The organism is Kitasatospora sp. NPDC059973 (genome assembly GCF_042737525.1).
In the GTDB taxonomy this organism is placed as follows: domain Bacteria; phylum Actinomycetota; class Actinomycetes; order Streptomycetales; family Streptomycetaceae; genus Kitasatospora.
This window is the reverse complement of the sequence record NZ_JBHWUI010000209.1, coordinates 1-12,614: the sequence shown is the minus strand read 5'-3', so window position 1 is coordinate 12,614 and position 12,614 is coordinate 1. Positions and strand designations below refer to the sequence as shown.

At 73.3% G+C, this 12,614-nt stretch carries 9 protein-coding genes; 7 read left to right on the top strand and 2 right to left on the bottom strand.

Annotation, left to right across the window (positions count from 1 at the left end; all coding sequences use genetic code 11):
• Positions 1 to 141: 141 nt before the first annotated feature.
• Both glmS and ACFWA9_RS34825 read right to left on the bottom strand, forming a co-directional pair.
• Positions 142 to 1,968, bottom strand: a complete 1,827-nt coding sequence (gene glmS / locus ACFWA9_RS34830; RefSeq protein WP_352294277.1) for a glutamine--fructose-6-phosphate transaminase (isomerizing) — start codon at positions 1,966 to 1,968, stop codon at positions 142 to 144.
• Between the two features lie 44 nt (positions 1,969 to 2,012).
• Positions 2,013 to 2,297, bottom strand: a complete 285-nt coding sequence (locus ACFWA9_RS34825) for a hypothetical protein (protein WP_329491014.1) — start codon at positions 2,295 to 2,297, stop codon at positions 2,013 to 2,015.
• Between the two features lie 249 nt (positions 2,298 to 2,546).
• Here ACFWA9_RS34825 and asnB point away from each other — a divergent pair, with 249 nt between their 5' ends.
• From asnB to ACFWA9_RS34790, 7 genes are all read left to right on the top strand, one after another.
• Positions 2,547 to 4,397, top strand: coding sequence for an asparagine synthase (glutamine-hydrolyzing) (gene asnB / locus ACFWA9_RS34820; RefSeq protein ID WP_380392781.1), 1,851 nt, complete (start codon positions 2,547 to 2,549; stop codon positions 4,395 to 4,397).
• Positions 4,398 to 4,601: 204 nt separating this feature from the next.
• A complete protein-coding gene (locus ACFWA9_RS34815) occupies positions 4,602 to 5,717 on the top strand; it encodes a hypothetical protein (protein WP_380392778.1) in 1,116 nt (371 codons plus the stop codon).
• 120 nt (positions 5,718 to 5,837) lie between these two features.
• Positions 5,838 to 7,274, top strand: a complete 1,437-nt coding sequence (locus ACFWA9_RS34810; RefSeq protein ID WP_380392775.1) for a pyridoxal phosphate-dependent decarboxylase family protein — start codon at positions 5,838 to 5,840, stop codon at positions 7,272 to 7,274.
• A 76-nt stretch (positions 7,275 to 7,350) separates the two neighbouring features.
• Positions 7,351 to 8,778: a GNAT family N-acetyltransferase gene (locus ACFWA9_RS34805; protein ID WP_380392773.1), complete on the top strand. Its 1,428-nt coding sequence runs from the start codon at positions 7,351 to 7,353 to the stop codon at positions 8,776 to 8,778.
• 378 nt (positions 8,779 to 9,156) lie between these two features.
• A complete protein-coding gene (locus ACFWA9_RS34800; protein WP_329491009.1) occupies positions 9,157 to 10,419 on the top strand; it encodes a MurT ligase domain-containing protein in 1,263 nt (420 codons plus the stop codon).
• A 43-nt stretch (positions 10,420 to 10,462) separates the two neighbouring features.
• Positions 10,463 to 11,191: a glutamine amidotransferase gene (locus tag ACFWA9_RS34795; protein ID WP_329491008.1), complete on the top strand. Its 729-nt coding sequence runs from the start codon at positions 10,463 to 10,465 to the stop codon at positions 11,189 to 11,191.
• 351 nt (positions 11,192 to 11,542) lie between these two features.
• Positions 11,543 to 12,568 carry a 6-phosphofructokinase gene (locus tag ACFWA9_RS34790; RefSeq protein WP_329491007.1) on the top strand — a complete coding sequence of 342 codons (1,026 nt, stop codon included), beginning with the start codon at positions 11,543 to 11,545 and terminating at the stop codon, positions 12,566 to 12,568.
• Positions 12,569 to 12,614: the final 46 nt, after the last annotated feature.

Here is a 12,614-nt window from a genome sequence, read left to right as displayed (position 1 = left end):
AAGGTCTTGTTTGTTGACATAATAAAGCTTCTTTCGAATGTTGGCCGAGATGTTTGCCATAGACAATAATCTCCGGTACCGGCGGGGCCGCCGGGGCGCGCGACGCACCCGGGCGGCCGGTTCCGTGCGGCCGGGCGGCCGCTACTCGACCGTCACGCTCTTCGCCAGGTTGCGCGGCTTGTCGACGTCGCGCTTCAGGGCCACCGCGGCGTAGTAGGCCAGCAGCTGGAGCGGGATGTTGAGGAGCAGCGGGTCCAGCTCCGGCTCGCTCTTGGGCACCAGGACGCAGTGGTCCGCGAGCTTGGCCTCGGGCCGGCGGTGGGCGACGGCCAGCACGCGGCCGGAGCGGGCCTTGATCTCACCGAGGGTGGTGAGGTTCTTGTCGAGCAGCTCGTCGTCCGGAACCAGCGCGACGGTCGGCAGCTCGGGGCTGATCAGCGCGAGCGGGCCGTGCTTCAGCTCGCTGGCGGGGTAGGCCTCGGCGTGGACGTAGGAGATCTCCTTGAGCTTCTGCGCACCCTCGCGGGCCACCGGGAAGCCGCGGACCCGGCCGATGAACATCATGCCCTCGGACTCGGCGTACGCGGCCGCGAGCTCGGCGATCTCCTCGCCCTGCGCGAGGATCTCCCGGATCTGGTCCGGCAGCGCCTTCAGCCCGGCCACGATCCGGCGGCCGTCGGCGGGCGAGAGGTCGTGGATGCGGCCGAAGTGCAGGGCGAGCAGCGCGAAGGCGACCACCGTCGAGGTGAAGGCCTTGGTGGAGGCGACCGAGATCTCCGGTCCGGCGTGCAGGTAGATGCCGCCGTCGCACTCGCGCGCGATGGCGCTGCCGACGGTATTGACCACGCCGAGCACCCGCCCGCCCTTGCGCTTGATCTCCTGGACGGCGGCGAGCGTGTCGTAGGTCTCGCCGGACTGGCTGACCGCCACGTACAGGGTGTCCGCCTCGATCACCGGGTTGCGGTAGCGGAACTCCGAGGCCGGCTCGCTGTGGGCGGGGATCCGGGACAGCTCCTCGATCAGCTGGGCGCCCATCTCGCCGGCGTAGTAGGCGGAGCCGCAGCCGAGGATCTTGACCCGGCGGATCTCGCGCAGCTCGCGGGCGTCCAGGTTGAGACCGCCGAGGTGGGCGGTGGCGAAGCGCTCGTCGAGGCGGCCGCTGAGGGTGCGCTCCACCGAGCCGGGCTGCTCGTGGATCTCCTTGAGCAGGAAGTGCTCGTAGCCGCCGGTGTCGTAGGAGTCGATCTCCCAGTCGACGGTGGACGGCTGGCGGTGGGTGGTGCGGGCGTCCTCGGTGAAGGTGCGGAAGCCGTCGGCGCGGACGGTGGCCAGCTCGCCGTCCTCCAGGTGGACGACCTGGCGGGTGTAGCGGACGAGGGCGGAGACGTCGGAGGCGGCGAACATCTCCTTCTCGCCGATGCCGAGCACGATCGGGCTGCCGTTGCGGGCGACCACGATCCGGTCGGGCTGCTCCGCGTCGAGCACGGCGATGCCGTAGGTGCCGACCACCTTGCCGAGCGCGGCGCGCACCGCGTCCTCCAGCTCCGCGCCCTCGGCGGCGTGCGCGGCGATCAGGTGGGCGAGCACCTCGGTGTCGGTCTCGGAGCGGAACACCGCGCCGTCGGCGGTCAGCTTGGCCCGCAGCTCGTCGGCGTTCTCGATGATGCCGTTGTGGACGACGGCGATGCGCTCGGCGTTGTCCAGGTGCGGGTGGGCGTTGGCGTCGCTGGGCACGCCGTGGGTCGCCCAGCGGGTGTGCCCGATGCCGGTGGTGCCCTTGAACCGGGCCGGCACGGCGGCGGCGAGGTCGGCGACCCGGCCCTTGACCTTGCGGAGCTTGAGGCCGCCGGTGCGGCCGGTGACGGCCACGCCGGCCGAGTCGTAGCCGCGGTACTCCAGCCGGGCCAGGCCCTCCAGGAGGAAGGGGGTCGCGTCCTTGGGGCCGATGTAGGCCACGATTCCGCACATCTGGGTGGACTCCTTGAACGGGGAGGGCGAGGGGGCGACGGCGGTCAGCCGTAGACGATCCGGCGCAGCTGGCGGGCCGAGAGCCCGGGCGCCGCGACGCGCCGGGCGGGCAGCTCCTCGGCCAGCCGGGCGAAGATCTTCTCGTTGGTCAGGCCGCGTGCCTGCAGCTCGCCGTGGCGGCGGCGGACGTACTCCTCGGCCGTCTCGGAGAAGTACGCCAGCACCTCCGCCACCACCCGCGCCGCCTCGCGGGGCCCGAGCGGGCTGGTCCGGGTGAGGTGGGCGAGCAGGTCTTCGTGAGGGTGCGAGGAGCCGGGTGAGCTGGACACGAATGGGGAGCCTAGGCCGGACCGAGCCGCGAGATCAAAGATCCTGCCCGATTTCGGGCAGGCCTTGCGACATTCGGAGCACGCGGGGCGCCCGAAGCCCCGTCCGGCCCTCGGGGGGCGGCGCGCCACCCCCACCGGCGCCGGCTCGCCACCCGGCCGACACACCCTTGTAGCGGCACCACTACGCCCCGTAGCGTGATACTCCGCATACGCATCGGAGATGCGTAGCGGAAGACCGGAGGCTTGCTGATGTGCGGGATCACCGGATGGGTCGACTTCGAGCGCGACCTCACCGCCCAGCGTCCAGTGCTGGACGCGATGACGCTGACCCAGCTCTGCCGCGGCCCGGACGCCGGCGGCGCCCACCTGGAGCGGCACGCCGCGCTCGGCCACCGCCGCCTCGCCGTGATCGACATCGAGGGCGGGACCCAGCCCATGACCGTCGAGCACGACGGCCGCGTACTGGCCGCCCTCACCTACAGCGGCGAGGTCTACAACCACCGCGAGCTGCGCGCCGAGCTGGAGGCGGCCGGCCACCGGTTCCGCACCCGCAGCGACACCGAGGTGGTGCTGCACGCCTACCTGGAGTGGGGCGAGGGCCTGGCCGAACGGCTGAACGGCATGTTCGCCTTCGCCGTCTGGGACTCCCGCCGCCAGGAGCTGCTGCTGGTCCGCGACCGGATGGGCGTCAAGCCGCTGCACTACTTCCGGACGCCGCACGGCGTGGTCTTCGGCTCCGAGGCCAAGGCCCTGCTGGCGCACCCGGACGTCCGGGCGGTGGTCGACCTGGACGGACTGCGCGAGATGCTCGCCGTCAGCCGGACCCCCGGCCGCACCGTCTACCGGGGGATCGCCGAGGTGCGGCCCGGCCACGTCGTCCGGGTGCGCAGCCAGGGCGTCACGACCCGGCGGTACTGGGCGCTGGAGGCCCGCGAGCACACCCACAACCTGGAGACCACCGTCGCCACCGTCCGCGCCCTGCTGGAGGACATCGTCCACCGCCAGCTGGAGGCGGACGTCCCGCTCTGCTCGCTGCTCTCCGGCGGGCTCGACTCCAGCGCCGTCACCGCCATCGCCGCCCGGGCGCTGCGGACGGCCGGAGCCGGCCCGGTGCGCTCCTTCGCGGTCGACTTCACCGGCCAGAGCGAGAGCTTCCGGGCCGACGCCGTCCGGTCCACCCCGGACGGCCCGTACGCGCGGATGCTGGCCGGGCACGTCGGCGCCGACCACCACGTCATCGAGCTGGACAGCGCCGCGCTCACCGACCCGGCGCAGCGCTCCGCCGTACTGCGGGCCCGGGACACCCCCGGCGGCTTCGGCGACATGGACGTCTCGCTGCTGCTGCTCTTCCTGGGCGTGCGCGAGAAGTCCACCGTGGCGCTGTCCGGCGAGTCCGCCGACGAGCTGTTCGGCGGCTACCGCTGGTACCACGACCCGAAGCTGGTCGCCGCCGACGACTTCCCGTGGGTGGACGCGGTCACCCAGCTCGGCGGAACCGGCGCCGGCCCGCGCGACCAACTGCTGGACCGGGGGCTGGCCGAGAAGCTCGACGTGGCCGAGTACCGGCGGGCCCGCTACCGCGAGGCGCTGACCGAAGTCCCCCACCTGCCCGGCGCCGACCCGGTGGAACGCCGCATGCGCGAGATCTCCTACCTCAACCTCACCCGCTTCGTCTGCGTCCTGCTGGACCGCAAGGACCGGATGAGCATGGCCAACGGCCTGGAGGTCCGGGTGCCGTTCTGCGACCACCGGCTGGTCCAGTACGTCTTCAACACCCCCTGGGCGATGAAGAGCTTCGACGGCCGGGAGAAGAGCCTGCTGCGGGCCGCCGTCCGCGACCTGCTGCCGGCCGAGATCGCCGACCGGGTGAAGAGCCCGTACCCCGTCGTCCAGGACCCGCACTACCCGGCGCTGCTGCGCGCCGAACTCGCCGAGCTCGCCGCCGACCCGGGCGCCCCCGTGCTCGGCCTGCTGGACCGCCGGGCGCTCACCGACGCACTCGCGCCGGACACCGACCCGCAGTCCGTCCGGCTCGGCGTCGACCTGGCGCTGGACCTCAACGCCTGGCTGACGGAGTACCAGGTCTCCCTGGAACTGTGAGCCGCCGTCACCTCCGGACGGCGGCGTGCCGGGTGCCCGCCGTCCGGGTGGTGACCGCCGGGCATCCCGCTTCGTTGACCGGGTGCGACGTGCGATAGCGTCGCCGACACCTCCCGAATGGCTGCCCAAAACGCGGATTCCCGCCCCCGTGGCGTCAGGATGGGGAGCGAACCGTCCGTCTCGATCCGCCGGGGGATCTCCGCCATGCAGCCGCGAGTCTTCGCGATTCTCACCGCCCTCCTGCTGGGAGTGCTGGGCCTCGGGTCGGTGGCCGTCACCGACTGGACCCCCGCGACGGGCACCTCGGCGACCGCCCCCGGCGCCGCCACCGCGGCCGGCTCCAACGCACCCCCCGTCGGCGGCGCCGCGACGGCGACCCCGACCGGTGACCCGGCGGTCTGGACCCGCTCGACGCTGCGCAACAAGATGATGGCCGAGATGCAGGCGAGCGACCCGGGGGTGGCGCTGGCGGACCTCGACCGGATCACCAAGCAGCTGCCGTACACCGTCCGGTTCTGCCACCCGATCGCGCACGAGCTCGGGCACGAGGCGGTCAAGCGGTACAACGCCGACTTCCAGAAGGTCATCTCCTTCCCCCACGAGACCTGCGCGGCCGGCTACCTGCACGGCGCGGTCGAGGAGATGCTGAACGCCTCCGCCCAGCCCGAGGTGGACCTGCTCAAGCTCTGCGCGCCCAAGAACACCGGCCCCTGCATCCACGGCGTCGGGCACGGCACGATGTTCGTCGCCAAGCAGGACGTGGCCAAGGCCCGCGACCTCTGCAACAAGTTCACCACCGACCAGAACCGGATCCGCTGCTCGGAGGGCCTGTTCATGCAGCTCTTCGGCCCGGACGAGGAGGACGAGAAGGCGAAGGCGAACCTGCCCGCCGACAAGCTCGCGCAGGACCCGCTCTACCCGTGCAAGGACCAGCCGGCCCTCTACCAGTCCGCCTGCTACTTCTACGCGCCGACCTTCTTCCTCTCCTCGCACGACTACCCGAACCACCCCGAGGTCTACGGCGAGGCGCTGAAGTGGTGCCTCAACGGCAAGGCGAGCGGCGGCGCGGTGGACTGCAGCCGGGGCGTCGGCTCGCGGACCATGAAGTACAACCTGGACCGCGAGGACTGGGCCGCCGAGCAGTGCGCGACCGCCGCCGACGGCTGGCAGCGCAAGGCCTGCGCCGAGGGCCTGGTCAGCTACTACACGGTCAACTACACCGACGGCGGCGCGGCCGGCCGGCTCTGCGCCAAGATCACGAACAAGGAGATGCAGGGCTACTGCCGCTCGGCGAGCGGGCTCTCCGCCTCCCTGGACTGACCCCCTCCCCCCAGAGCCGGGCCCGCGCCGCACGGCGCGGGCCCGCTTTCGTAGGATCGGGCTGATCCGGGTGCGCCGAGGACGCCGCGCCACCAGGCCCCGTACCACCTGGAGCCCGCCGTGACCTCCGAGGACTTCCGCGCCGCCGCGCACGCCGCCGCCGACCTGGTCAGCGACTACCTCGCCGACCTGCCCGCCCGCCCGGTCTGGCAGCCGATGGACGACAGCGCCCGGCAGGCCCTGCTGGACGCGCCGCTGCCCGCGGCCGGCCGGCCGCTCACCGAGCTGCTCACCGCCATCGACGCGGAGGTGCTGCCGTACCCGATGGGCAACGGCAACCCGCGGTTCTTCGGCTGGGTGAACTCCGCCCCCGCGCCGGCCGGCGTGCTCGCCACCCTCGCCGCGTCCGCCATGAACCCCAGCTCGGCCGGCGGCGACCACGCCGACGTCCACCTGGAGCGGGCCGTGGTCCGCTGGATCGCCGAGCTGGTCGGCTTCCCCCACCCGGCCGGCGGCGGGCTGCTCACCTCGGGCACCTCGATGGCGACCATCGTCTGCCTCGCCGCCGCCCGCGACCGGGCCGCCCGCGCGGCCGGGTGGGACGTCCGCGAGGACGGCCTCGCCGGGATGCCGCCGCTGGTCGGCTACGTCACCGGCGAGACGCACTCCTGCGTGCGCAAGGCCGCCGAGCTGCTCGGCCTGGGCAGCCGGCACCTGCGCACCGTCGCCACCGGCCCCGACGGCCGGCTCGACCCGGCCGTCCTGCGGGCCGCGATCGAGCGGGACCGGGCCGCCGGACTGCTGCCGTTCCTGGTGGTGACCTCCGCCGGCACGGTCGGCACCGGCGCCGTGGACGCCTTCGGGCCGATCGCCGACGTCTGCGCCGAGCAGCGCCTCTGGCTGCACGTGGACGGCGCGTACGGGGCCTTCGGCGTACTGGACCCGCTGATCGCCCACCGCTACGCCGGGCTGGAGCGGGCCGACTCACTCGCCCTCGACCCGCACAAGTGGCTCGGCGTCCCGGTGGACTGCGGCTGCGCGCTGGTGCGCGACACCGAGGAGCTGCGCGCCACCTTCAGCCTGGTGCCGCCCTACCTGCGCGACGAGGCCGCCGGGGCGCTCGGCTGGTTCTCCGAGTACGGCACCGAGCAGACCCGCCCCTTCCGCGCCCTCAAGGTCTGGGCCACCATCGCCCACCGGGGCCGCGACGGCATCGCCCGGGACATCGCCCGGTGCACCGCGCTGGCCCGCCACCTCGGGGAACTCGTCGAGGCGGACGACGAGTTGGAGCTCCTGGCCGAGGTGCAGACCTCGATCGTGGCGTTCCGTCACCGCGCCGCCGGGCTGGACGGCGCCGCGCTGGACGCGCTCAACCGGGAGCTGCCGACCGCGGTGCAGCGGCGCGGCCGGGTCTTCGTCACCGGCGCCCGGCTCGACGGCCACGAGATGCTTCGCGCCTGCCTGTTGAACGCCGCGACCACCGAGGCGGACCTCGCCCTGCTGCTCACCGAGGTGAAGTCGGCCGCGGCCGAACTGCTCGCCGGCGAGCAGCGGTAACCGAGGCCCGGAGACATTTACCGACAGGTCACGGGGGATTCGTGATCGCGAAACACCGGAGCGGCAGATTGATGGCATGGAGCACACGGAGCCTCTGACGACGACCGAATCCACCGACCACTCGCCGACCCCCTCCCGTGCCCAACGGCGCGGCGCCAGAACCCACCGCTGGCGCCGCGACACCGTGGAGCTGGCCGCGGTCTTCCTCTCGGTGACCGCCGCCGACCTGGTGGCCAAGCTCGTCGTGCACGGCCCGGAGGGCCCGGTGGTGCTCGCCGCCTCGGCGGTGGCCCTGCTCGCCACGGCGCTGTTCCACACCTGGTGGTCACACCGGCACCATCTGCACGGCCCGCCGGCCCCGGACGCGTCGGCGCCGCCGGGCCCGCCCGCGCCGAACGCGGCGGAGGGGCCGAAGGGGCCGCTGGCCGACTTCGAGCAGACCGCGCTCTGGCGGGTCCGCACCACGGTGCAGGACTCCCCCGGCAGTCTGGCCCGGGTCTGCACGGCCTTCGCCGAGCGGCAGGTGAACATCATCTCGATGCAGTCCCACCCGCTGCCGAACGGCACCGTGGACGAGTTCTTCGTCCGGGCGCCGCACGCCCTCACCCGGACCGACCTGGCCGCGCTGGTGGCGTCGGCCGGCGGGCACGACATCTGGACCGACCCGGCCGACGCGCACGACCTGGTGGACGTGCCCACCCACGTCCTGGCACTGGCGACCCGCACCGCGCTGGACGCCGCCGAGCTGCCGATCGCGCTGCGCCGGCTGTTCGGGCAGTGCGCCATCCGGCAGTACCCGGGCGCGGCCCGGCGCGGCGGCGCCGGGGTGGACGGGCACCTGATGCGGCTGCCGGTGCCCTCCGGCGACCTCATCGAGCTCAGCCGCCCGCACCTGCCGTTCACCCCGACCGAGTTCGCCCGGGCCCAGGCCCTGGTCGAGCTGGACACCCTGCTCGGCCCCCGGGTGCCGGACGTCCGGGCCCGGCTGCGGCTGCCCGCCGGGGCGGACCTGACCGTGCGGCGCGCGGACGAGGGCGACCGGGAGGCGGCGCTGGCGATGCACGGGCGCTGCTCCCCGGAGACCCTGCGCCGGCGCTACCACGGCCCGGTCCGGGACGCCGACCGCTATCTGGACCACCTGCTGGACGCCCGGCACGGCCAGACCCTCACGGTCGAGGCCCCCGACGGGCGGATCGTCGCCCTCGGGCACCTGATGTGGGACGACGGCAGCGCCGAGGTCGCGGTGCTGGTCGAGGACGACTGGCAGCGGCGCGGGCTGGGGCTCGACCTGATGCGGCGGATGGCCGCGCTGGCGCTGGAGGCCGGGGTGGAGACGGTCTACGCCGTCACCCACTCCTCCAACACCGGGCTGATCGCCACCATGCGCAAGCTGGCCGCGCCGCTGGACTACCAGGTCGAGGAGGGCACCCTGGTGATCACCGCGCACCTGGCGGAGGCCGCCGAGGAGCTGCCCGTGCCCTGGCCCACCCGGCCGGGCAGGTAGTCCGGTCTTCACCGGATCCTCACCGCGGGCCTCGGCACGCACACCGGTCCGGGCGGCGATCACGCCGCCCGGACCGTCGCGCGCCCGGCCCGGACCGGCCCCGCCGGGCGGCTCGGCGGGCCCGTCTCAGGCGCGCACCGGGGGAACCGACCGGCCCGGCCGAGGCGTCCCCCGCAGGGCAAGGCCCCTCCGTACACCGCCCGTTCTGACGCCGCGTCAGAGCGGCGCCGACGAGGCAGCCGGCGCCGTCGCAGCAGGCGGCGCGGGGTCCGGAGCGTCGAGCCGGGCGGCGGAGTCGGTAGGCTGGCCCCGTCCCCGCCGCCCGACGGCCCGTTATCCGGCCCCGGGCGGTGCCGCAGCAAGGAGGAACCACTGAGCATGGCAGGCACCGAATCGGAGCCCACAGGCGCACGCGACGCCTCGCTGCCCGCCCGCGCCAAGATCGCGGTCACGGCCGGCAAGGTGGCCGCCGCCCTGTCCCAGAAGGCGGGCCGAGGCAGCGGCTCGGTGATCGGCGGCAAGATCGCCCTGAGGCTCGACCCCGACCTGCTCGCCACCCTCGCCGACCACCTGGACGTCGTGCTGGTCAGTGCCACCAACGGCAAGACCACGACCACCCGGCTGATCGCCGAGGCGCTGCGCGCCGCCGGCCCGGTGGTCTCCAACGCCCTGGGCGCCAACATGCCGGCCGGCATCACCTCCGCCCTGGCCGGCGGCACGGACGCCCGCTTCGGCGTCATCGAGGTGGACGAGAAGTACCTGGCCGGAGTGGCCCGTGACACCCACCCCAAGGCGATCGCCCTGCTCAACCTCTCGCGCGACCAGCTGGACCGCGCCGCCGAGACCCGGATGATGGCCGAGAAGTGGCGCGAGGGCCTCCAGGACACCGAGGCCGTGGTCATCGCCAACGCCGACGACCCGCTGGTGACCTGGGCCGCCTCCTCCTGCAAGAAGGTGGTCTGGGTGGCCGCCGGACAGGCCTGGAAGGAGGACGCCTGGTCCTGCCCCGCCTGCGGCGGCGTGATGCAGCGCCCCGGCGACGACTGGTTCTGCCAGGACTGCGGCTTCCGGCGCCCCAACCCGCACTGGGCGCTCCAGGGCACCCACGTGATCGACCCGCAGCGCGGCGCCTGGCCGATCCAGCTCCAGCTGCCCGGCCGCGCCAACCTGGCCAACGCCACCAGCTCCGCCGCCGTGGCCGCCGTCTTCGGCGTCCCGCCGCAGGTGGCGCTGGAGCGGATGCAGTCGGTGACGGCCGTGGCCGGCCGTTACGACGTGGTCCAGTACCAGGGCCGGGACATCAGGCTGCTGCTCGCCAAGAACCCGGCCGGCTGGCTGGAGACCTTCTCGCTGATCGACGGCCCGCCGGCGCCGGTGATCCTCTCCGTCAACGCGCTCGACGCCGACGGAACCGACACCTCGTGGCTCTGGGACGTCGACTACGAGCGCCTCGCCGGGCACCCGGTCTTCGTGATGGGCCAGCGCAAGCTGGACCTCGCCGTCCGCCTGGAGGTCGCCGGACTGCAGTTCCACGTGGTGGACTCGCTGGAGCAGGCCGTCCGGATGGCCCCGCCCGGCCGGATCGAGGCGATCGCCAACTACACCGCCTTCCAGCAGCTGCGGAAGGTCGTGGCCGGCTGATGCCCGGCCCAGCAGCCCACTTCACGACGGAAGGCCTTCGAGGATGAGTGAGAGCAGCCTGCGCGTGGTCTGGGTCTACCCCGACCTGCTCAGCACCTACGGCGACCGGGGCAACGCCCTGGTCGTGGAGCGCCGGGCCCGCCAGCGCCACCTCAACGTGACCAGGATCGACGTCCGCTCCGACCAGGCGGTGCCCACCAGCGGGGACATCTACCTGATCGGCGGCGGTGAGGACCGGCCGCAGCGGCTGGCCGCCGAGCGCCTGCGGGGCGACAGCGGGCTGGTCCGGGCCGCCGAGAACGGCGCGATCATCTTCGCCGTCTGCGCCGGCTACCAGATCCTCGGCCACGAGTTCGTCAACGACCTCGGCGAGCGCGAGCCGGGCCTCGGCCTGCTCGACGTCTGGACCACCCGCGGCGAGGGCGCCCGCTGCGTCGGCGACGTGCTCGCCGACGTCGACCCGCGCCTGGCCCTGCCGCAGCTGACCGGTTTCGAGAACCACCAGGGCATCACGCACCTCGGCCAGGGCGTCCAGCCGCTGGCCACCGTCACCGCGGGCCGGGGCAACGGCACCGGTGACGGCACCGAGGGCGCCTGGCGGGACACCGTCTTCGGGACGTACCTGCACGGCCCCGTGATGGCCCGCAATCCCGCGGTCGCGGACATGCTGATCAAGCTGGCGCTGGACGTGAACGCCCTGCCGCCGGCCGACACCACCTGGTACGACGCGCTGCGCGCCGAGCGCATCGCGGCCACTTCGCGCCCCGCGTAGTACGCCGGCCCGCTCCGACCGGGTGCCCGCGATGCGGTCATCCGGTCCACGGGCGGGCCCGGACGTACGACAATGGGGATGCCGGCTGCACACCCTCCTCGGCAGCAGGCTGCACTTCCGCGCGGGGGCGCCGACGGCGCCGCTCCCGCGTCGGCTCCTGCCCGGCCGGACGCAGGGGTCGTATGCTCGACTGCACGGTCGTTTTCGGGCGTTCTGTCCGGATCGACCGGTCCTTCACCCCTCGGTCATCTCCCCGCCATCACGGTGTGGGAACCGACCGCTACGGTGACGGTTCGTCGTCCCAGCCTGTAGTCCGGCCGTTCCTCGGTTCTGCTCGGGAGTTGCAAAGCAATGCGTATTGGAGTGCTGACCAGCGGCGGTGACTGCCCCGGCCTGAACGCGGTGATCCGCTCCGTGGTCCACCGGGGGGTGGTCGACCACGGCGACGAGATCATCGGGTTCGAGGACGGCTGGCGAGGTTTCCTGGAGGGCGTCCACCGCCCCCTGACCCTGGACTCGGTGAGCGGCATCCTCGCCCAGGGCGGCACCATCCTCGGCTCCTCGCGAGTGCAGCCGAGCCATCTGCGGGACGGTGTCGAGCGCGCCAAGCGGTACTGCGCCGACCTCGGTCTGGACGCGGTCATCCCGATCGGCGGCGAGGGCACCCTCAAGGCCGCCAAGCTGATGAGCGACGCCGGTCTGCCGATCGTCGGCGTGCCGAAGACCATCGACAACGACATCGCGTGCACCGATGTCACCTTCGGCTTCGACACCGCGGTCTCGGTCGCCACCGACGCGCTGGACCGGCTGAAGACCACGGCCGAGTCGCACCAGCGGGTCATGGTCGTCGAGGTCATGGGCCGGCACACCGGCTGGATCGCGCTCAACGCGGGCATGGCCGCCGGCGCCCACGCGATCGTCGTCCCGGAGCGCCCGTTCCACATCGACAAGCTCACGGCCGTCGTCCGCGAGCGCTTCGACCGGCAGAAGAAGTTCGCGATCGTGGTCTGCGCCGAGGGCGCCAAGCCCGAGCCCGGCACCATGCACTGGGAAGAGGGCAGCAAGGACATCTACGGCCACGAGCGGTTCACCGGCATCGCCACCCAGCTCTCCCGGGAGCTGGAGCACCGGCTCGGCAAGGAGGCCCGCCCGGTGATCCTCGGCCACACCCAGCGCGGCGGCACCCCGACCGCGTACGACCGGGTGCTGGCCACCCGGTTCGGCTGGCACGCCGTGGAGGCCGTTCACAAGGGCGCCTTCGGCCACATCACCGCACTGCAGGGCACCAACATCAACCTGGTGCCGATCGGCGAGGCCGTCGCCGAGCTCAAGACCGTGCCGCAGGAGCGTTACCTGGAGGCGGAGACGGTCATCTGACCAGACCCGACCACGGCCGCCGGCCCCCGAGCAACCGCTCGGGGGC